A 21,439-nucleotide genomic window follows, 5' to 3' on the forward strand; every position below is an offset into this window, starting at 1 on the left:
TGCGTTGGTGAGCGATCTTCACACCTCGCTGCTTGAGCACCTCGAGCGCTTCACGACCTTCCGCGCGCTGGTGGTGGGGGACTTCATGCTCGACCAGGTGCTGGCCGGCGCCGCGGAGCGCCTGAGCCCCGACGCGCCGGTGCCCGTGATTGCGGCGAGCGAAGAGGAGATGCGCTCTCAGCCCGGTGGCGCCGCAGGCGTCGCCGCCTGTCTCAAGGCGATGGGCGGCGAAGTGCGCTGCGCCGGTGTGCGCGGGCGCGACGCAGCGGGCGAGCGTCTCGTCGATCTTCTTCGTGCGGCGGGGTGCGACGCCTCGTTGATCCTGCCCGATCCGTCGCGACCGACGACGGTGAAGCGCAGCATCGTCGGCCTTGCCCAGCATCGTCACCCGCAGAAGATGTTCAGACTCGACTTCGAGTCGCGGGCGCCGCTCTCGGCCGACTTGAGTGAGGCGCTGCTCCATGGCATTGAGAAGGTGCTGCACGAGGTCGACATCGTCTGTCTTGAGGACTACGACAAGGGTGTCTGCACGGAGCCCTTTTGCCGGCGACTCGTGGCGCTCTGCCGAGCCGCCGGTCGGCCGATCCTGGTCGACCCCGCCGCGATCCGCGACTACGGTCGCTATCGCGGCGCGACTGCCATCACGCCGAATCGCACCGAGGCGGAGCTGGCGACCGGTTCTGTCGTGCCGCGAGACTTCGACGCCGCAACCACGGGTGCCCTCGCCGGAACGCTGCTTGAGCGCCATGACTTCGATGCCGTGGTGCTGACACTCGACCGTCACGGAGCGCTGCTGCTTGAGCGTGGTGGTGCGCCGATTCATGTGCCGACTGTGGCGCGGACCATTTACGATGTGACCGGCGCGGGTGACATGGTGCTCGCGGCGCTCGCCTGCGCGGTCGCCCAGCAGGTGCCGTGGCCCGAAGCGGTGGCCTTCGCGAACGCGGCGGCGGGGCTTGAGGTGGAAGTCTTCGGAGCCCAGCCGATTCCGCTGCCGCGCGTGCGCCGCAGCGTCTTTGAACTGGCTCGCGGCTATTCAGGCAAGGTGCGCACCCTCGATGACGCGGCGGCGGAGTGCGAACTCTGGCGCGCGGATGGTCGCCGCGTGGTGCTGACCAACGGGTGCTTCGATCTGCTTCATGCGGGGCATGTCGCCTCGCTTCGCGGGGCGAAGGCGATGGGCGATGTGCTCGTGGTCGGTGTGAATGTCGATGCGCAGGTCCTTCGCATGAAGGGTGAAGGGCGCCCTGTGGCGCCGCTCGCCGAGCGCATGGAGATGCTCGAAGCGCTGAGTTGTGTCGACCTCGTGGTGCCTTTCGTGGAGCCGACGGCGGAGGTGCTCCTGCGCCGACTGCGTCCGGACACCTACGCCAAGGGCGGTGACTATCGACCGGAGACGCTCAACGAGTGGCCGGTGCTGCGCGAGCTGGGCATCGAGGTGCGCCTCGTGCCATCGCGACCTGGAGTCAGCACGACGACGATCATCGATCGCATTCTCCAGGGTCATGTGGCGGCGTCCGAGAAGGCGGCACGGGGCTGATGCCCGCGCTCGATTCTTGGTCGCCGCATCAGGTCATTCGGTGTGGATGGATTGCGCCGAGCGAAACTTGAAGAAGTGGTGGACGGGGCTTCAGGCCGGGGTATGACTCTGGTGGACCAGCGGTGTTCCATCGTCGCTGGCCATGAGGTTGCCATGAAGTCAAAGATCCGTCTCGAAGCTGGTGCACTTCCGCATGGTCCACATGGTCGCTGCGTCTCCGAAGACACTCCGTCGCGCGCCAAGCGTCCTGGAGCCTGCGTGGTCGGCGCCATCGCGATGACGGTGGTCGCAGGGTGCTCCGCGCCGACTTCGCAACCCGTGGGCGCCTTTGTAGGGGCCGGAGCAGGTCCACTCGTCCTTCCGGCCGCGAGCGATCCTGCGCAGGCGGAGGAGATGGAGCTCGCGCTGGCACGCTATGACGGTCGACTCGACTGGACGCTCGGCGCACCCGCGCCGATGCTCGGCGACAGCGATGTCACCTTCACAACGATCCTCGATCAGCAATTCACATGGAATGGTCGCGTCTACGACAGCTACACGAACACGCGTCGCACCTGGCGTCGAAGCGGAAGCTGACGCTTGCAGCGCGTGCTGGGCTTCAGTGTCCTCACGGCGGCTCGTGGTGACGGTGACGAGACGATTCGCGCATCACGCCCACTACAGTCCGGCGGATGAATGTCAAGAGCCCTCTTGAAGAAAGCGGGCATGCTGATCTTCTGTGAGCAAGTTGAGGTTCGGCGCGGAAAGTGATCTTCACTCTTGACGCGCCCCCACGAGCGCTCTCATACTGGCGAGCCGGGCCGCGGTGCCTCTTCCGCAGTCGATTCCTGAGGACCTCTCGAGGATCGCCGATGTCCACCACCACCACCACGAAGCGCGAAGTCACCGAGCGGGTCGCGCGAAAGACGGGCGTGCACCGAGATGAGGTGAGGAAGGTCGTTCAGGCCTTCCTTGATGAGCTCATCGAGGAGTTGGCCCATGGCCATCGTCTGGAGTTCCGCGACTTCGGAGTCTTCGATGTCCGCACGCGCGCGTCGCGCGTCGCGCAGAATCCGAAGACGCTGGTACAGGTCGCGGTGCCCTCGCGACGGGTGGTGCGTTTCAAGGCCGGTCGGCTGATGCGGGATCGCGTGGAGACACCGCCTGCGGCGGTCGGGCGACGCTGATCTGAGCGAGCCGTGGATGCGTGGAGGGCTCGGCGGTGACGCCGGGCGGTTGGGTCGTCGAAATCTTCGAGGAGCATGGATGCCATGGAGCAGGTGACCACCCGGCGTTCCCGCGGGCGCGATCAACGGCTGGTGATTGATGAGCAGGCGCTTGGACGCCTGTACGGGGCTCTTCCGCCACAGGCGAGCGAAGCGGAGGCGAGTCTTCTCGGGGCCATCTTCATCTCGCCCTCCGTCATGGGCGATGTTCTTCAGGTGCTGCGAAGCGGCGCCGACTTCTCGCGCCCGGTCCATGCCGCCATCTTCGACGCGATGGTGGAGATCTACGAGCGCACGGCGACCATGGACATTGTCCTTCTCGCCGAGAAGCTGCGGACCCTGGGCACGCTCGACCATGTCGGCGGCATCGACTATCTCAAGGAGCTCGCCGAGTGCTCGCCCACCGCATCGCATGCGATGGAGCACGCGCGGTTGGTGCGCGACAAGGCCATTGTCCGCGAGCTCATCTCCGCTTCGGTGGAAACGCTTCACTCGGCGCATCAAGGGGACCTTCCCGCCGACGAGGTCCTGCAGTCGGCGGAGGCGCGCATCTTTCAGATTGCGCAGCGGCGCGAAACGCGCCTCGCCGCCTCGCTTCACGAGCTTCTCCAGGAGACGCTCGAGGTCATCGATCGCTCGGCGGGCCTTGCGCTCACGGGAGTGGGAAGCGGCTTCGCCCAGCTCGATGAGATGACGAGCGGCTTTCAGCCGGGAGAATTGATCATCCTTGCGGCTCGGCCCTCGATGGGCAAGACCGCGCTCGCCCTGAACCTCATCGAGGCGATCGCTTCGCAGGGGCGGCCGGTGGTCCTCTTCAGCCTGGAAATGGGGCGCCAGCAACTTGTGCAGCGACTGCTCTGCGCCAAGGGCGGCATTGACAGCCAGCGGTTGCGCCGCAGCCGGCTCAATGGCGATGATCGTCATGCCCTTCACATCGCCTGCGATCAGTTGAGCACGCTGCCGATTCACCTTGACGACACGCCGGCGCTCACGCTGCTCCAGCTTCGCTCCAAGGCGCGGCGCCTGAAGGAAAAGTCGAAGATCGAGGCGATTGCCATCGACTATCTCCAGCTCATGAGTTCCGGAACGCGCAACGAGAGCCGGCAGCTCGAGATCAGCGAAATCAGCCGAGGGGTGAAGGCGATGGCGCGTGAACTCAATGTGCCGGTCATCTGCCTGAGCCAGCTCAACCGCGCGAGCGAGACGCGGACCGGACATCGCCCGTTGATGAGCGATCTCCGCGAATCAGGATCGATCGAGCAGGACGCCGATGTGGTGATGATGCTCCACCGTGAGGCCTACTACCACGGCAGCGACGAGAAGTGGCTCGCCGAGAACGAGGACAAGAAGAACCTTGCCGAGCTCATTCTCGCCAAGCAGCGCAATGGCCCTACGGGCACTGTGCAACTCGTCTGGGAGTCGCGCTTCCAGCGCTTCAGGGATTTCATCGATGCCTCGGCGCCGGGTGGCTACGACGACGGCGGCGATCGCAGCCTCGACGACTACGGCATTCCCGGCGGGTGATTGCCTCGGGCCGTGGGCGGCGAGCCGTGTCGATCGCGCCCGTGTTGTTCGTTCGAGTCGCATCCGGGCGACTGGGAGGCGTTTCGGCCGTGACAGGCGCCATGCGCGGGTGAAGTGCTGGTGCAGCCTGAGGGCCCGTTTCCTAGACTCGCCCTCCGCGGATGGACGAAGGCGGCTCCGATCGATCGATGGCCGAGATCCTCGTCCGCGCCGCGGCCGGCGACGAGATCGCGTGGCGCCGGGTGGTCGACGCGTATGCGCCGCGCCTCTTCGCGCTCCTGCGCGCCCAGTGCCACGACGACGATCTCGCCGAGGAGATCACGCAGAGCACCTTCTGCACGGTGGTGTCGAAGCTGGCGGAGTACACGGAGCGCGGGCGCTTCGAGTCGTGGCTCTTCCGAATCGCGGTGAATCGACTGCGCGATGAGATGCGGCGACGCAAGCGTCAGGCGGCACCGACCGAGGAGCCGGCGCTCTCCGCGCTCGCTTCTGATGTCCACGAGGAGCGATCGAGGCCCGAGCCGCCGGAGCTCCGCGCGCTCGACGAAGCATTGGCGAAACTGGCCCCGGCGGATCGGCTCATCATCGATCTCCGGCATGTCGGCGGGATGAGCTTCAAGCAGATCGCGGAGTACCTCGGTGAGCCCCTGGGCACCCTGCTTGCCCGGCACCATCGAGCACTGCTCAAGCTTCGAGGCTCCATTGAGGCTTCGCGGCGGGGGGCCAGCGAATGAGCATTCCCGAACCCGATCCGCGGCCGGTCATATCGTCCGATAGCAAGGCCCGAGTGACGGAGCGCCTTGGCGGGATGCGGGTTCTGGAAGGGGACTTGGCCCGTGCGGCCCTTCGTGAAGGGGGGCGGAGGGTCTCTGGGACGCCCCTGTTCACCCAAGCCATCCGGAGCGACCCGAATTGCCGAGTCCAATGCGGGGTGGCGCTGCAATGGGCGGGGGCGTTGATTCGTTGTGACATTCGATCGGGACCCCTCCATGAGCGCTCGTGATCCATTCAACCTTTCCACTCTCGAAGTCGAAGCGCTGCTCGCGCGCCGAACGGAAGGACTTCGTCATCGGCCCGGACTCTGCGATCGCGTGCAGGCCGCAGTCGAGCGCGAAGTGATGGCGATGCAGAGCGCCGACGGTGCGCAGGTGCTCGCGGTCATTGGTGCGCCACGATGGCGCCGCTCGCTCGCGTTCGCCGCGGGTGTGATGCTCGCCTGTGGCACGCTCGCGACGCTTGTCCTTCATGGAGGCCACGCCGCATCGATGCGTCATCGAACGGTCGATGGTCTCTCGGTGACCATGGCGATGGCCTCAAGCTCGCGCGCCGAGCAGATGCTGCTCGCGCTCTCAGGCGCGAAAGTTGCTCCCGGAGGTGTCGAGGCGTCTTCAATCATCGAGGAGATTCTTCCCGCCGGCGCCATGCGTCTTGGCGACCTCGATGCCGAGATGCGTGCGCTCCTCGCCGAAGCGCCCCGAAGCAGCGAGGCTTCCCGGTGACTCACGGACGAGCGTTGCTCTTCGCAGGCCTCGCGCTCGGCACCATGATGTGGAGTGCCGGTCGAGGCGCTGTCGCCGACCTGGCGATTGAAGTGCACGACGCTTCCGAGGTGCAGGTGGGCACTCCGCCGACACCAGTCGCCGAGCCATCGACGCCGGGAACCGTGCCGACCTCGGTGCCAGCGACGCCGCCATCGACGCCCGGAACCGCGCCGAGCTCAGCGCCAGCGACACCCACGCATTCACCCACCACTCGGGAGCGAGGCGCGCCCGCCACCCGAGGCACCGCCGCCCAGCGCCGTGACAGCGATCCGGGGCGACAGCTTGGCTCGTCACCTTCGATGCGAAGAGTGGTCGATGAGCTCTCCCCGGAGGATCTCGAGCGCGTTGTCGCAGTGGCGAGGGACATCTCGAAGGAGTGGGGCGACGCGCTCGCCACCCGCCTCGAGCGTGATCCCGCGGGTCTGCGAGCGGCCATCGCCGCATCGGGACCTCGGCTTCTCGCCCTCGCATCGCTCAAGCTGACGCATCCCGAGCTTTACTCGATTCGCGTCGAGGACCTTCGTATTCAGGGCGACCTGAAGCGGCTCTCCGCGGAGTACCGTTCGGCGCTCGCACGCGATCCGAAGCGAGCCGAGGAGATCGCGAAGACCCTCCGCGAGAAGGTCGAGCGCCAGGTCGATCTCGATCTGCTCGCGAGCGCCAAGGAGTTGCAGGCCCTCGATGAGCAGTTGAAGCGCCTGGTGGAGCAACTCCGGATCGAGTCGCAGCAGCGCTCGCAGCGCATCGAAGAAGTCCTCGAAGAGATCAAGCAGGGGGGCGAGCCTCGCCCGATGGTGCGCCCGTGGTCGAGCGGCGATCGCACGGATCGCCCCGCCGCGGAGGAGCGCACGCCGCCCGCAACGGCGCCGCGGCCAGCGTCCGGCCCTGCTGAGCGGACTTCGACGCCGCCGTCGTCGCCCGCATCGCCGTCGTCGCCTTGATGGCCAGGTCTTCAAGACCCTCTCGCCTCGGCAGGTCGGGCTCGCACTTCACTGACTTCCTGCGCTTCCGTGGCGTTGTGCCCGGCGCCATCGCGCGCGGGTGCTGACACAGTCTCTATGCTCGCCTCGTCGTGGCCGCGGCAGCGCTTCCATCTCCAGTTGCGAGCGAGCGTGACTCTGGCGGTTCGCCGCGCGCGGCGCTCAACCGGCGCCGCGCGTGGACCTGGTCGATCGTCGGTGCTCTTCTGACCGCAACGCTCGTGGGTGCGGTGGCGTGGGCCTTCTGGCGAGTGCCGCTCGAAGGCAACTTGACCGTCCGGCGCTACGAAGCGTCGAAGCTCGAGGCGAGCCTTCTGCCCCCATGGTGGTGGAGTCACACGGCCGAAGAGCGTCAACGCGTGGAGGCTCTTGCGAGCGTGTCTGGCTTTGTTCCTGGCACATTCTTCGGCACGGATCGGCTGGGGCGCGATGTGCTCGCCCGCACCGTGGCCGGCGGCGCGATCAGCCTCCTGATCGGCCTTGCCGCGGCGGCGCTGACGGTGCTGATCGGGACCGTGTGGGGCGTGGTCGCCGGCGTCACCGGTGGACGCACCGATGCGCTCCTGATGCGCACGGTGGACATTCTCTACGGCCTGCCGACGATCCTTCTGGTGGTGCTGCTCGCGATCGGCGCCGACGGACTCTGGCAGCATCTCGACCTCGATCTCTCTCCGGGCGCAAGGCAGCGGACCAATCTTGTGGTCCTGATGATTGCGATCGGCGGTGTGAGCTGGCTGACACTCGCGCGCGTGATCCGAGGCGAAGTGCTCTCTCTTCGCGAGCGTCCTTTCATGGAAGCGTGTCGAGCTGCGGCGATCCCATGGTGGAGACAGCTTGTTCGGCATCTTCTGCCGAACCTGATGGGACCCATCGTCGTCTATGCGGCGCTGGCGGTCCCGGCGGCGATTCTCTCGGAGAGCTTCCTGAGCTTCCTCGGCATCGGGGTCCAGCCTCCGGTACCCAGTTGGGGCAATCTCGCCGCCGATGGACTCTCGGAGCTGAATCTTGTCAGGAGCCGCTGGTGGCTTCTCTTGTGGCCGAGCCTCTTCATCGCCCTCACGCTTGTGGCGCTGAACATCGCGGGTGACCGCCTGCGACGATCGCTCGATCCCATGAGGCGCGCGCCTCGACGGGCCCGACACTGATGCGCCCGTGGTGCGCGACGGCCCCGCGGATCGTGCTACTCTGCCCAGCCCTGAGCCGGGTCCATCGCCCGATTCGGGGGAGGAAGGTTGTCATCCCATGCAGAATCGATTCACCTTCAAGGACTTCGTGGTCATCGGGCTGCTCATCGTGGCGGTCCTGCTCGTGCTCGGCGCCATTCGGCAATCCGATCGCACCTTCAGGAAGCTGCAGGAACTCAGCCAGCGTGTGAGTGAGTTGGACGGGCGGCTCCAGGATCTGACCAAGGTTGCGGCCTCCGGCGAGGGCAGCTTCGTGCCGATCCCGCGATCGAGCGGGGGCGACCGAGCCGCGGCGGTGACCGCGCCTCTCGAAGTCGCGCGGGATGAGTCATGGGCGAGGCCGGGCGTGCCCGTCGAGTGGCAGCCGACACCTGGATTTCCCACCGATCCGCGCAGTGTGCCGGGCTTCCGCGAGGGCGGGGAGTTCATCGAGGTCTTCGAAGCGCAGCCGCGCAAGATCGTTCCATACCTCTATGCAGATGTCTATGGACTCCGGGTGCTGGACCGCGTCTGCGAGTCGCTGGCCACCTATGACCCGTTCACCATGAAGCTGACCGGCGTCCTCGCGCAGGCTTGGCAAAGGGATCCCGACGGCCTCTGGCTTCGCGTGCGACTTCACCCGACGGCGCGGTTCAGTGATGGCACCCCGCTGACCGCCGAGGATGTGCGCTGGACCTTCCAGGACTTCATTCTCAACACCAGCATCGATGCGGATCGGGCGCGGTCGACCATGACGGACGCGATCGATGATGTGAAGGTCCTCGACGATCACACCGTCGAGTTCACCTTCAAGCAAGCGCTCTTCACGAACGCCCAGATGGCGATGGGCAATCCGATTCTTCCCAAGCACTACTTCAGCCAGTTCGAGCCGGGGCAGATCAATCAGGCGACCGGCCTGATCATGGGCTCGGGTCCTTTCAGGCTGGATCGCGTGCCCTCGGGTCCGGCGGATCTCGGCAATCAATGGGCGCCGCCCGCGGACATCGTGCTGGTGCGCAACGACCGCTGGTGGCAGGGCCGCGCACCGCTCGCCCAGTATCGCTTCAAGGTCATCACCAACGAGCTGGCGCGGCTGGTCGACTTCCGCAACGGCCTCTCGTCGATGATCCTTCCCTCCGCGCCGCAGTTCAACGAGGTGCTCCGTACCGACCCGGCCTTCGAGGAAAGCAACTACGCCCTCAAGTGGGTGAACATGCGGAGCGGCTACTCCTTCATCGCATGGCAGGCGGGGCCGCGCGGCGAGACGGGTCGAACGCCGCCCTTCCACGACAAGCGCGTGCGCCAGGCGATGACACTGCTTCTCGACCGCGAGAAGATGATTCGTGACATCTGGGATGGCATCGGCATGGTGGCGAAGGGGCCCTTCAATCCGGAGAGCCCCGCGTCGAATCCCGCGGTTGAGCCGATGCCCTTTGACCCGGTGCGGGCGATGGAACTGCTCAAGGAAGCGGGCTGGGAGGATCGCGACGGTGATGGCATTCTCGAGGATGCGCGCGGGGAGCGCTTCCGCTTCGAGTTCACCTATGCCACCGGCGGCGAGATCTCGGAGCGCATCGCCCGCTTCATCAAGGACACCTACACGAAGGCGGGCATGATCTGCGACACGCGTCCGGTCGACTGGAGCGCGTACCAGGCCATCTTGAAGGCCCGTGACTTCGATGCCTTCACGATGGCGTGGTCGGCGAGCGCACCGGAGAGCGACCTTCGACAGATGTTCCATTCGGACTCGACGCAGAAGGGCATGGACAACTGGATCCAGTGGCGCAGCCCCGAGGCCGATCGGCTCATCGACAAGGGTCGTACCACGATCGATGACGAAACCCGCATGCTCATCTGGCGGGAACTCGAAGCGGTCATCGCCGATGAGCAGCCCTACACCTTCGTGCGATTGCCCCCATGGCTCCGCTTCATCCGTCGCGACATCGGCAATGTGAATGCGTATCGCACCGGGCTCGTGCCGGATGAGTTCTTCAAGGCGCAGAGCGTGATGGCCCCGGCGAACTGAGACGCAGGCGGATCCGACTCGATGCTGGGCTACATCGTCCGACGACTGCTCTTCATGATCCCGACGCTCATCGGGGTCACCTTTCTCGTCTTCGCGCTCGTGGCGCTCTCGCCCGGCGGATTGACGGCGAGCGCACTCGCGGCGGCGGGAGGCGGCGCTCCTCCGGGCATCGATCCGCGCGTTGCCGAAGCGGAGTTCATGGATCGCTTCGGGCTCGACCGCCCCTTCTTTGCGCAGTACTTCGCGTGGCTTGGGCGCATGAGCCCGGTCAAGTTCGGTTCGCGCGCCCAGATCGACTCGACCGGCGATCGGATCTACATGCCGCGTCCGCTCCCCGAGCCGTTTGCCGCGGGCTGGCCGGGATCGGAGCAATCCTCCGCGGAAGTGAGATCGGCCGCACGACAGATCGCTCAGAAGGCCGAGTCTGAACTGGTCATCGAGGCCGACGGAGAGGCGAAGCAACAGCAGTATCGACGGCTCCGTGCTCGATATGACCAGGCGAGGCGCGCCTATGTGCTCGCCCGTGCGCAGGTGCGAGTCGCTCTGAGCGAAGTGGCCTCGGCCGCAGGCCAGCCGGAATTCGTGGGGCGTGACGGCTTCCTGCGCGAGGGCACGGCGTGGCGACTGCCCACCAAGGGCGATGAGTCCTTCGATCGGCGCTTCGATGCGGCCCGCGAGGCGGCGGCGGCGCAGCAGGTGGCGTGGGACGCGGCGATTGCCGCCGAAGCGCAGCTCATCGCGAGCTTTCGCTCCGCGCCATTCCCGCGAGCGGGGTACGCGATCATCCCCGGTGCGCTCTCGGTGGGGGCGCCGGATCTTGGCTGGAGCCGGAGCCGCAGCCGACCGGTCGCGCGTCTGATCGCCGAGGCACTGCCCATCACGATCATGCTCAACCTGATCGCGGTGCCGATCATCTACATCATCGCGATCCCTTCCGGCATGCTCGCGGCAGCGCGGCGCGGCTCATGGTTCGATCGCCTCTCCGGCGGTTTCTTCGTGGCGCTCTGGTCGATCCCCGTGGTCTGGGCGGGCACGCTCATGATCGGCTTCCTGGCGAACAAGGACTACCTCGGCTGGTTCCCGCCATCGGGGCTGCACAGTCGCGCGGCCGCGGACATGCCCTTCCTTCCCACCTGGGGCGTGGATGGTTTCATGCGCGGGTACCTGCTCGACGGACTCTGGCATATCGCGATGCCGGTCGCGTGTCTCGTCTACGCCGGATTCGCCGTGCTCTCGCGGCAGACTCGCGCGGCCATGCTCGACAACTTCAACGCCGACTATGTCCGCACGGCCAAGGCCAAGGGCGTGCCGCGGCGCGATGTGGTCTTCCGCCATGTCTTCCGCAACAGCCTGCTGCCGCTCATCACGATGTTCGTGACGATCTTTCCCGCGATGCTCTCCGGAGCGGTGGTGGTGGAGAAGATCTTCTCCATTCCCGGCATGGGCTCGCTCATGCTCGACGCGATTTCGCTGCGCGATGCGGAGATCATGCTCGCCAACAGCGTGATGGTCGGGTGCGTGATGCTGCTCGCGCTGCTGCTGGCGGACATCCTCTACGCGATCGCCGATCCACGGGTGACCTATGGCTGAGCGCGCGGCATCGAGCGGAACCTCGGCCGCGCAGGCGCCGCAGGCGATCTCCGGCATCGAGGCGATGCGGGGCGTGGGTGCCCAGCGAGCGCGGGGGTTCTGGGCCGACGCATGGGATCGCGTGCTTCGAACGCGCACGGCCGTGGCGGCGCTCGTCTGGATCGGCGCCGTGGCCCTGCTCGCGGTGATTGCGCCGCTGATCGCCAACGCGCAGCCGCTCTGGCTCGAGCACCTTCAACCGGTCACGCGCGGAGATCAGGCGTATTCGCCGCTCTGGCGCAGCTTGACCGCGACCGATCTCCTGCTCCTCTTCGGTTCGCCGATTGCCATCCTGGTGATGTGGCTGCCGCTCAAGACGCCTCGCTCCATTCGACTTGGTTCGCTGATCGTCCTCTCGGTCCTTTCGATTCTCGCCGCCGCGTCATTCCAGCTTGTCCTCGGCTGGATCGATACGCCGGGTCGCAGCGATGAAGTGCTCGAGTTCCGCCGCTGGCTTCGCGCGCCCGAGTCGTGGTGGCGACCGATCCTGCTGGCGTATGGCGTCATGCTCCCGCTCGGGGCCGTGGCATCGCTCCTGCCCTTCACCCGGCGGTGGTGGAGCCGCGCCGCGTGCATCGTGCTCGCGCTGGCGGGTGTTGCCATCGCCTGTGGGCTCAGGACGACAACGGCTCCGACGGACTACGACGCGCTCGTCATGGCCGAGGCGCGGGGCGAGATCCGCACGATCAGCACGCTGATTCCATGGTCACCCGATCGAACTCGAAGCGAACTCATCACGGTGGCACCGGGACGGACGGTGGCGGATGCCTTCCGTGAGCGGCTCGAGCGACTCGATGACTCGATCGATCGAGCGCGGCAGGCCGCCGCACGGGCCGAGGCCGCGAACCGGCGCCTCGACCTCATGCGAGCCGAGGATCATCAGAAGCAATTGGCGCGGCAGCGCTCGCAACTGGAGCGCGAATGGGAGCGCATCGCCGAGACCAGTTTCGCGCAGCGCCGGTTCATTCTCGGGACCGACTCCAACGGCGTCGATGTCCTCTGTCAGCTCATCTGGGCGTGTCGGCTCAGCCTGAGCGTCGGCTTCGTCTCGACGGGCATTGCGCTTCTTATCGGCATCACGCTCGGTGCCCTCATGGGCTACTTCGGCGGCTGGATCGATCTGCTCCTCTTCCGAGTGGTCGAGATCTTCATGGCCATGCCGGTGCTCTTCCTGCTGATCGTGGCCGCCGGCGTCCTGCCGCGGAACACCTATGTAATGATGGCGATCATCGGCTGCGTGAGCTGGACCGGAGCCGCTCGATTCACGCGCGCGGAGTTCCTGAAGCTGCGCGGTCAGGACTTCGTGCAGAGTTGCCGCGCCGTCGGTCTGCCGTTGCCGTCGATCCTCTTCAAGCACATGCTCCCGAACGGCGTGACGCCGGTGCTGGTCGACGCGAGCTTCGCCATTGCTGCGGCGATTCTCGCGGAGGCGACGCTTTCGTTCCTGGGGCTCGGGCCCGACGATCAGGCAAGCTGGGGGAAACTGCTCGCGAGTGCGACCGGCTCGACCGGGACCTTCCTCTGGTGGCTGGCGATCTTCCCCGGGCTCGTGATCTTCCTCTCGGTGCTGAGCTACAACGTGATGGGCGGCGCCCTGCGTGATGCGATCGACCCCAAGCTTCGAAAGGCGGCGCATTGACATGAGCCAGGATGCCGAACAGCCGCTGCTCGATGTGGCCGATCTCGCGGTCAGCTTCGACAACTCGAGTGCGCCCGATGCGCCGCGCGTGCAGGCGGTGGCGGGCGTGAACCTCAATGTCTATCCGCGCCAGACGCTGGCGGTGGTGGGCGAGTCAGGGTGCGGCAAGAGCGTGACCGCGATGAGCACCATGCAGCTCATCCCCACGCCGCCCGGGCGCTACGACCGTGGCACGATCCTCTTCGAGGGGCGCGACATCCTGAGCCTCTCCGAGCGCGACATGCTCCAGATCCGCGGCGGCAAGATCGCCATGATCTTCCAGGAGCCGATGACCAGCCTGAACCCCGTCTACACGATCGGCGATCAGATCATGGAGGCGGTCCTGCTGCATCAGAAGGTCTCGCCGCATGAGGCATGGGAGATCTCCACCAAGGCGCTCGCCGATGTCGGCATTCCGCGCCCCGCGGAGCGCATGGAGGCATATCCGCACCAGTTCTCAGGCGGCATGCGTCAGCGCGTCATGATCGCCATGGCGCTCGCGTGCCAGCCGACGCTGCTCCTCGCCGATGAGCCGACGACGGCGCTCGATGTCACCATTCAGGCGCAGATCCTCGAGTTGCTGCTTGAGCTTCAGAACACGCGGAACATGGGCATCATGCTCATCACGCACAACCTCGGAGTGGTGGCGGAGAATGCCGATGTCGTCTGCGTGATGTACGCGGGGCGCGTGGTCGAGTACGCGCAGGTCTTCGAGCTCTTCGATCGGCCGCTGCATCCCTACACGCGGGCGCTCTTTGCGTCGATTCCGGGTCTGCGCGATGCGAAACACCGGCTGACAACAGTGGACGAGGTGGTCAACAATCCCGCCGAGTTCCGCCGTCTGCCCGGCAACGACAAGGGCGTGGTGGCATGGTGGCCCTTCATGCCGGCAGCGGAGCGGCCTCGTACCGTGCCCGGACGCGATGCCTATGCACTGCACCAGATCGAGCCGGGGCGCTGGGTGGCCTGCTGGCGCACCGAGGAGGTCGAAGCGATTTCATCGCCGCGCCCGCGCCTGACCTATCGCCGACATGATCAGCGTGGAAGTCGTGCAGTCGAGGGCGCGGTGAGCTCCGCGCCAGCGAAGGGGCCGTCATGAACCCCGCCGTCAGTCTCCATGGTGCGAGCGAGGCGACGACGGGTGACTCTCTCTCGACCCCGCTCGAAACGCGCGTGAGCGAGAGCGTGGTCTCGATCGGATGGCAGCGCCTTCACCCCGGTGCCATCATGCCGGCGCCGATGAGCGAGCTCGCCGCGGGCATGGATCTCTGCGCCGCGCTTGAAGCGCCGCGCGTGCTCGAGCCCGGCGACATCGCACTCATTCCATGTGGCTTTGCGATGGCGCTTCCGCCGGGCTACGAAGCGCAGGTGCGACCGCGCAGCGGGTTGGCGGTCAAGCATGGCATCGGCATGCCCAATGCGCCTGGAACGATCGATGCGGACTATCGCGGTGAAGTGAAGGTTCCGCTCATCAATCTCGGCCGCGCCGCATTCACGGTGGAGCCGGGCATGCGAATCGCGCAAATGGTCATTGCCCGGGTTGAGCGGGCCCGGTTTGTCGCTTTGGAGAGCCTCGACGCCACGGCTCGGGGTGCCGGGGGCTTCGGCAGCACGGGTCACTGAGCCCGTCGCCGGTTGACGACCGAGTGGGGGAGCGCTTCGCATAGACTCGCCCCAATGGCCACCACCACCGCCTCGTCGTCGACCGATGCTCCCGTCGGAGTCGCTGTTCCGCTGCTCGATCTCAAGGCGCAGTACGCCACGCTGAGGAGTGAAATCGAGCCGGTCGTCCGCGAGGTGATCGAGAGCCAGTACTTCATTGGTGGACCCGCGATCGAGCGCTTGGAACGGGAGATCGCCGCCTATGTCCACACGAAGCATGCGATCGGCTGCGCGAATGGAAGCGACGCCATCGTTCTTGCGCTTCAGGCGCTGGGTGTGGGGCAGGGCGATGAGGTCATCGTGCCGACCTTCACTTTCTTCGCCACCGCCGGCAGCGTGGTCCGGCTTGGCGCTCGGCCCGTCTTCGTCGACTGCGATCCGGTCACCTACAACATCTGCCCCCGCAGCATCGAGGCGGCGCTGCCGTGCTGCCGGAAGTTGAAGGCGATCATGCCGGTGCACCTCTTCGGGCAGGCGGCCGACCTCGACGCGGTCCTGGCGATCGGCAAGGATCGCGGCGTGCCGGTGGTCGAGGATGCGGCTCAGGCGATCGGCACCGAAGACTCACGCGGCGTGCGCGTCGGCAGTCGCGGCGCGATCGGCACCTTCAGCTTCTTCCCGAGCAAGAATCTCGGCGGCTTCGGCGATGGCGGCATCATCTCGACGAACGACGATGCGCTTGCGGCGTCGATGCGACGCCTGCGCAATCACGGCATGGAACCGAAGTATGTGCATCATGAGGTCGGCATGAACTCCCGCCTCGATGCACTCCAGGCGGCGGTGCTCTCGGTGAAGCTGAAGCACCTCGACCAGTGGAGCGCGGCGCGGCAGGCCAACGCCGCGTGGTATGACCGCGCGCTGGCCCAAGCTGGTGCTCGTGACAATCGCGAACCGGTCGATTCCGGCGGACTCGCGATCCGCACGCCGCTTCCGGCGCCGAAGGGAGCGAGGCACATCTACAACCAGTATGTCGTGCGCGTGCCTGCGGCCATCCGCGATGCGGTTCGCGACGATCTCGCCGCGAGGCGCATCGGAACCGAGGTCTACTACCCGATTCCGCTCCATCTCCAGACTTGCTTCGCCTCCCTCGGCGGTCGCCCGGGCATCCATCCCCACGCGGAGCGCGCGGCGGGCGAGGTGCTGGCACTGCCGATCTACGGCGAGCTCACCGAAGTCCAGCGTCGAGCCGTCGTCGATGCGCTCGTTGACTCCGTGAAGCGGCGCTCGTGAGCACGGAACGCCCCTTTCGACGCAAGCGTCTTCGCGCTCCCGAGGCAACGCGGGGAGGCCGCGCCGCTCGGCGCTCCGAGGCGGAGCGCGTGGGGCCCGTGGCACCCGGGCCCATGCGGGTGCTGGTGATTGCGCCGCACCCCGATGATGCCGAGCTTGCCATGGGCGGCACCATGGCGAAGTTGGCGGCGCGCGGCCACCGGGTGCATGTGCTTGACCTGACCGATGGCGAGCCGACCCCGTTCGGCACGCCGGCGAAGCGCGCTCGTGAAGCGGCGCATGCGGCGAGGATCCTCGGCATTTCGCGCGAATGCCTCGGACTCGTGAACCGCGAGGTCACGCACACCGTGGCAGCGCGACATGCGGTCGCGGCCGTCATCCGGCGCGAAAGGCCTGATCTTCTGGTGGCGCCCTATCCCGAGGATGCGCACCCTGATCACATCGCCTCGACGCGGATTGTGGAGGATGCGCGCTTCGATGCGAAGCTCACGCGCTCAGCGATTCCCGGTGAGCCCCACTGGACGCCGAGCCTCCTCTACTACTACGCCACGCACCTGCGCATCGTGCCGCAGCCGAGCTTTGTCGTCGATACGAGCGGCTACGACGGTCGTCGTCGACGCGCGATCCTCGCCTATCGCAGCCAGTTCATCGAGCATCGGGGCAATCGCCGCGTCATCGATCAGAGGGATGCCTCGGCGAGTTACTTCGGTGGTCTGATCGGTGCCGAGAGCGGGGAGCCCTTCTTCAGCCGCGAAGTGATCGGGCTCGATCTGCCTGCGCCGCTTGCCGCGCGGCCGAGGTGAGCCCGTCGCGGGCTTGAGCCGGAGGCTCGATGCACGCGCAAGTCTGAGTCTGACCATCGGCACCGAGACATCGTGCAGCGCGATCGTGTCGAGCTCCCGAGCGTTGCAAACGGTCACCGTGATCGTGTTGAGGACCCAAGCTCGGCAAAGGCCACCGCGATCGTGCTGCGCCGCCGCACACGGCCACCGTGCGGCGCCGCTCCAGCGCAGGCGCAGCTCGCTCAAGGATCGAGCGATCGCCGCAACTGGAGTGTCATCTCGCGCATGAATGCATCGAGCGCATCCACCTGCTCCGTGTCACGCTGCCGTTCGGCGGTCAGGCGCTCCCTCGCCGCCCGCGCCAGCGATGCGAGCTCAATGGAGCGGTCGCCCATGAAGGCGCCCGGAGCCGGCACGCCACCGACGCGACCGAGGGCCCCAGAGAGTCCATCGGGAAGTTCCACGAGCGCCGGCGCCAATCGTCGAAGAAGCGCCGCGCGGAGCCGCCACGCGGGCGACTCTGCATCGATCACGCGAAGGGCATCGGCGAGAGCGCGATCATTCTTGCGGGCCAGGGCCTCGATTGCGACGGCGATGCGCCCGCTCATGGCGTCGGTTGATCCGGGAATCCCGCCGATGTCATCCCATCCCCCCCAGCGCCCGATGAGTCTCGGGTTCGCCTCGGTTCGGGCGAGCGCCGCGACATCGTCCATCAAGTCGAGCAGTCGAAGCAAATCCTGGACATGACTCCACGCTTGTTCAGGTGCGCCATCGCTCCATCCCGCGGCCCACGCCTTCCTGCGCCGATCGATCTCACCGAGCAGTTCATTCATTCGCCCGGCGGTGAGGGCCATGGTGGAGGCATCGCCGCGCCGAAGCAGTCGCTCCACCTCGTGCTCGCGCACCCCGCGCCACTGGTCAAGAAACACCGTGAGTTGTCGTCGCGCTGACTCGGAGCGCGTGGGATCGCCGAGCTGGCCGAACCAGCCGCGCAGACGCGTCGAGAGACCGGGACCGTGGGAGATCGATCTCGCTTCAATCTCTGAGATCGCAGCGTCGGTGTCATCAAGTAGCGCGATCGAACGGAGCCGCCGGCGCTGGCTCTCGAGCAGGGTGATGATGGCGGGGTCCGTCGTTGAAGTCGCGGCATTCGCCAAGGACTCCACCTGCCGCATGACCGGGTCCTCACCCAAGAGAGCTTCGCGCGCAAGTTGCCGCCGCATCACACGCACCTGGCGGCTCACTTCACGCTCTTCAAGTCTTCGGGCCTCGACCATGGTGGCCAGCAGATCGCCGACCATCCGAAGGCGTTCCGAAGCGTCGGCCACCCTCTCGGAGTTGGGATCGGCGAGCGCCTGAAGCGCCTTCAGCAGTCGAGTGGGATCGACCGGCCCGCGCCCGGCATTCGAGCCGCGCGGTCGGATGAGCGCGTCGGCCGTTGAGATCGCTCGTTCGAAGGCCCTGGCATGGGCGAGCGCCGCAAGGGCCGACTCGCGGCTCTCCGCGATGGCGCTCGCGCGGATGGCGCTGACCATTCGGCGCGAGAAGGCCTGGCGCAGCGTGGGAGGAAGCCAGGGGACCCCTTCGATCCGCTGCGCGATCTCGGGGACGGCGACGAGTGCGGCTCCGAGAGGCGCGATCCTCGACGCAAGGTCGGGCCACTGCTCGACGAGCGAGAGCGATGTCGCCACTTCCCCAAGCGCCTCGGCGATCTCGGCGGAAGGCGGATGGGCGGCCAAGGCGTCGGTGAGCTTCGATGACCAGGATGAACTCACCGCATCATCGACCGACGCGGGGCGCGCTTCGCGCTCACCCGCACCGACCTCGGTGAGCATTGGCCAGTGATCGTGGAGCGGGGGAAGCGACGCCGCCTTGAGCGCCGGTGCCAGTCCGAGGAGCAAGGCCTGCGTCGTCAATGGAAGTTCGCTGACCGCGCTTGCACGAAGCGACCCGAGCGCGGAGTCGCGAAAGCGCTCGAGCGCCTGGTGGGTGTCGTCATCCGGACCGAGGGTGGGAAGCGAGCGGAGAAAGGTGTCGAAGTCGCCTCGAGCCTCGGCGAGTCGAAAGCCCGCCACCACCACCCGATCATCGGGCGAAGTGTGGCCATCGCCACGGACGAGGAGTTCGCTCGCCGCCATCCGCAGGGCGATGCCACACTCGAGGACGAGAAGAGCCTGGCCGTCGCTCGTGGCCGAGGTGCGCCGGAGCGACTCGATTTCGCGCGCGAGTTGATCGGCGAGCAGTGACGCGGCGCCGGGAACGGGCCACCGTGGCCTGGAAGGCGCGCTTGAGAGATCGAGGTCCTGAAGCGCCGCCCCTCCCACGGTCGTGCCGCTGAGCACGGCGCTGAGCGCGGCGCCGAGCACGGAGCTCGACAGCCGCGTTCGACGGTCGGCGAGCGCAGTGACTGGAGCCCTTCGGTGCTCGCGTGCGCCTCTCATGATTCGAGGGTCCACCAAGGCGCGAGATGAATCCACTCGAGGCGCAGACCATGGGGCGGCAGCGTGGGTCCGGCGCGTGATCGATCACGCGACTCGAGGATCTCGCGAATCGAGGATGGCGCGAGGCGTCCGCGCCCGACCTCGACGAGCGTGCCCGCGATGATTCGCACCATGTTGTAAAGAAACCCCGGACCTGCGACATCGATCTCGAGGTCATGGTCGCCGCGCACCCGAACTCGGCAGAGGTGAACTCGACGCACGGTGTGGGCACGCCCGTGATCGACTCGTGTCATGGCAAGAAAGTCATGCTCGCCTTCAAAGAGGGGCGCCGCATGACGCATGGCGTCGACATCGAGTCGATGCCAAGTGTGCCAGATCATGCGCCGATCGAAGAGCGGGGGAGGCTCGCCTGAGTCGAGGCCGTGCCGAATGCGATAGCGATATCCCTTGCTTGCACAATGCACCGAAGGATCGAAATCTTCCGGCACGCGGAAGGCCGTCCGGACTTGGACATCGTCCGGCAGCCGAGAGGTAATCGCCTGAGCCAGTCGCTCGACCGGGATGCGGGTTTCGGCAGTAAATGCAGCAATCTGGTCCAAGGCATGCACCCCCGCATCCGTCCGGCTTGCGCCCTTGAGCGGGACCATCACCCCCAGGGCCTCGGCCAGGGCCGCTTCCACCACAGCCTGGACCGTCCGCGGAGCCTCCCCGGACGCTGGATCCTGCCTCTGCCAACCATGAAAGTCCGTGCCCTCATAGGCAATGTGGAGACGAAAGCGGGGCACACATTCATTATCGTCGCTCGTGGGCGATCTTGACGCGAGAACTCACCATTCGCCTCTTGTACCGGACTCGGGTGGGGTTACGATTTCGAAACCGGTCCCCACGACAGGGCGAAGCCTCGCCCCGGTGCGTCCGGTCTTCAGACCTTCATTTCTCCAGGAGAGACAGATGCGAAAGTGGTTCGTAGGTTCAGCCCTCGTCGCGGCCAGCGCAGGCATGGCCATGGCCGACTCCTTCATCGTGATCGATGGGACCGCAGATTCGAAGTACGGCCCCCCCGTGGCGATTCAGAACACCCTCACCGGCTTCGGCAACGCCGACCTCGGCTTGACCGGCTGGTGCAACGGCTCAGAACTCGATTCGGCCTACGCCTTCCTTGATGTGGATGGCGGATACCTCTACCTCCTTTTCGCGGGCAACCTCGAGAGCAACTTCAACAAGCTTGAAGTCTTCATCGACGCAGGCGTCGGTGGTCAGAATCAACTCCGCGGTGACAATCCCGATGTCGACTTCGATGGCCTGAACCGAATGGGCTTTCTCAACGACGACCAGCCCGGTCTGAAGTTCGACGAGGGCTTTGAGGCGTCGTTCTGGTTCAGCGCCACCTGCGGCAATGTGGATGATCAATTCGCGCTCTTCGCCAATGCGGCGCAGGTCCTTCCCGAGGGGGGCGGCCAGGGCGCGTACCTCGGCACCTGCGGCGACGGTGAGACGATCTTCTCGGCGCTTGGCATCGATGTCTCAATCAACAACTCCAACACGCGTGGCGTCGAGGGCGGCAATGGCGGCGCTGGTGTCGGCGGCAGCGTGACGACCGGGCTCGAGGTTCGCATCCCGCTGGCCCTCCTCGGTTGGACCGATGGCCCCATCAAGGTCTGCGCGTTCATCAACGGCCAGGGCCATGACTATGTGTCGAACCAGTTCCTCGGCGGAGTGGGCGGTCTTCCGAACCTCTCCTGCGGGCCAGAAGATTGCAACTACATCGATCCGCGGAACATCGATCTCTCGCAGATCGCCGGCAACCAGTACTTCGTGATCAATGGCGGCGAGGAGCCCAATCCCTGCCCCGCCGATCTCAGTGGCGACGGCTCGGTCAGCGGCGCTGACATTGCCATCGTGCTGGGTTCCTGGGGGCCGTGTGACGGCTGCGCTGCGGACCTGAACAATGACGGCGTCGTGAACGGCGCGGACATCGCCATCATCCTCGGCGCGTGGGGACCCTGCCCCGAGTGATGCGGGACCGCGCTCCGCGGTC

At 66.5% G+C, this 21,439-nt stretch carries 18 protein-coding genes; 16 read left to right on the forward strand and 2 right to left on the reverse strand.

Features of this window, described 5'->3' with window-relative positions; all coding sequences use genetic code 11:
• Positions 1-7 precede the first annotated feature (7 nt).
• The 15 genes from KF724_06745 to KF724_06815 all read left to right on the forward strand — a co-directional run bounded on the left by KF724_06745 (position 8) and on the right by KF724_06815 (position 16,981).
• On the forward strand, positions 8-1,540 hold the full coding sequence (locus KF724_06745) for a bifunctional heptose 7-phosphate kinase/heptose 1-phosphate adenyltransferase (GenBank protein MBX3355379.1): 1,533 nt from the start codon (positions 8-10) through the stop codon (positions 1,538-1,540).
• A gap of 153 nt (positions 1,541-1,693) precedes the next feature.
• Positions 1,694-2,116 (forward strand): hypothetical protein, encoded by a 423-nt coding sequence (locus KF724_06750; GenBank protein MBX3355380.1) that lies wholly within the window; start codon positions 1,694-1,696, stop codon positions 2,114-2,116.
• A 275-nt stretch (positions 2,117-2,391) separates the two neighbouring features.
• A complete protein-coding gene (locus KF724_06755) occupies positions 2,392-2,706 on the forward strand; it encodes an integration host factor subunit beta (protein ID MBX3355381.1) in 315 nt (104 codons plus the stop codon).
• An 84-nt stretch (positions 2,707-2,790) separates the two neighbouring features.
• Positions 2,791-4,269 (forward strand): replicative DNA helicase, encoded by a 1,479-nt coding sequence (gene dnaB / locus KF724_06760; GenBank protein ID MBX3355382.1) that lies wholly within the window; start codon positions 2,791-2,793, stop codon positions 4,267-4,269.
• Positions 4,270-4,457: 188 nt separating this feature from the next.
• Positions 4,458-5,003 carry an RNA polymerase sigma factor gene (locus KF724_06765; protein MBX3355383.1) on the forward strand — a complete coding sequence of 182 codons (546 nt, stop codon included), beginning with the start codon at positions 4,458-4,460 and terminating at the stop codon, positions 5,001-5,003.
• 255 nt (positions 5,004-5,258) lie between these two features.
• A complete protein-coding gene (locus KF724_06770; GenBank protein MBX3355384.1) occupies positions 5,259-5,768 on the forward strand; it encodes a hypothetical protein in 510 nt (169 codons plus the stop codon).
• Positions 5,765-6,751 carry a hypothetical protein gene (locus KF724_06775; GenBank protein MBX3355385.1) on the forward strand — a complete coding sequence of 329 codons (987 nt, stop codon included), beginning with the start codon at positions 5,765-5,767 and terminating at the stop codon, positions 6,749-6,751. The genes KF724_06770 and KF724_06775 overlap by 4 nt, the downstream gene beginning before the upstream one ends.
• 131 nt (positions 6,752-6,882) lie before the next feature.
• Positions 6,883-7,935 (forward strand): ABC transporter permease, encoded by a 1,053-nt coding sequence (locus KF724_06780; GenBank protein MBX3355386.1) that lies wholly within the window; start codon positions 6,883-6,885, stop codon positions 7,933-7,935.
• A 97-nt stretch (positions 7,936-8,032) separates the two neighbouring features.
• Positions 8,033-9,979, forward strand: coding sequence for a hypothetical protein (locus tag KF724_06785; protein ID MBX3355387.1), 1,947 nt, complete (start codon positions 8,033-8,035; stop codon positions 9,977-9,979).
• Between the two features lie 21 nt (positions 9,980-10,000).
• Complete coding sequence (locus KF724_06790) at positions 10,001-11,569, forward strand: ABC transporter permease subunit (GenBank protein MBX3355388.1); 1,569 nt, start codon at positions 10,001-10,003, stop codon at positions 11,567-11,569.
• On the forward strand, positions 11,562-13,247 hold the full coding sequence (locus KF724_06795) for an ABC transporter permease (protein ID MBX3355389.1): 1,686 nt from the start codon (positions 11,562-11,564) through the stop codon (positions 13,245-13,247). The genes KF724_06790 and KF724_06795 overlap by 8 nt, the downstream gene beginning before the upstream one ends.
• Position 13,248: 1 nt before the next feature.
• Positions 13,249-14,385 carry an ABC transporter ATP-binding protein gene (locus tag KF724_06800; GenBank protein MBX3355390.1) on the forward strand — a complete coding sequence of 379 codons (1,137 nt, stop codon included), beginning with the start codon at positions 13,249-13,251 and terminating at the stop codon, positions 14,383-14,385.
• Positions 14,382-14,909 (forward strand): dUTP diphosphatase, encoded by a 528-nt coding sequence (gene dut / locus KF724_06805; GenBank protein ID MBX3355391.1) that lies wholly within the window; start codon positions 14,382-14,384, stop codon positions 14,907-14,909. The genes KF724_06800 and dut overlap by 4 nt, the downstream gene beginning before the upstream one ends.
• 54 nt (positions 14,910-14,963) lie before the next feature.
• Positions 14,964-16,178: a DegT/DnrJ/EryC1/StrS family aminotransferase gene (locus KF724_06810; protein MBX3355392.1), complete on the forward strand. Its 1,215-nt coding sequence runs from the start codon at positions 14,964-14,966 to the stop codon at positions 16,176-16,178.
• Complete coding sequence (locus tag KF724_06815) at positions 16,175-16,981, forward strand: PIG-L family deacetylase (GenBank protein MBX3355393.1); 807 nt, start codon at positions 16,175-16,177, stop codon at positions 16,979-16,981. The genes KF724_06810 and KF724_06815 overlap by 4 nt, the downstream gene beginning before the upstream one ends.
• Before the next feature lie 221 nt (positions 16,982-17,202).
• Here KF724_06815 and KF724_06820 read toward each other — a convergent pair whose 3' ends face one another.
• Together KF724_06820 and truA are read right to left on the reverse strand one after the other, a co-directional pair.
• Complete coding sequence (locus KF724_06820; GenBank protein ID MBX3355394.1) at positions 17,203-19,401, reverse strand: hypothetical protein; 2,199 nt, start codon at positions 19,399-19,401, stop codon at positions 17,203-17,205.
• Positions 19,398-20,186 (reverse strand): tRNA pseudouridine(38-40) synthase TruA, encoded by a 789-nt coding sequence (gene truA, locus KF724_06825; protein ID MBX3355395.1) that lies wholly within the window; start codon positions 20,184-20,186, stop codon positions 19,398-19,400. The genes KF724_06820 and truA overlap by 4 nt, the downstream gene beginning before the upstream one ends.
• 166 nt (positions 20,187-20,352) lie before the next feature.
• On the opposite strand from truA, the gene KF724_06830 reads away from it, so the two are divergent.
• Positions 20,353-21,417: a hypothetical protein gene (locus KF724_06830; GenBank protein MBX3355396.1), complete on the forward strand. Its 1,065-nt coding sequence runs from the start codon at positions 20,353-20,355 to the stop codon at positions 21,415-21,417.
• Positions 21,418-21,439: the final 22 nt, after the last annotated feature.

The sequence above is a fragment of the Phycisphaeraceae bacterium genome (genome assembly GCA_019636735.1).
In the GTDB taxonomy this organism is placed as follows: domain Bacteria; phylum Planctomycetota; class Phycisphaerae; order Phycisphaerales; family SM1A02; genus VGXK01.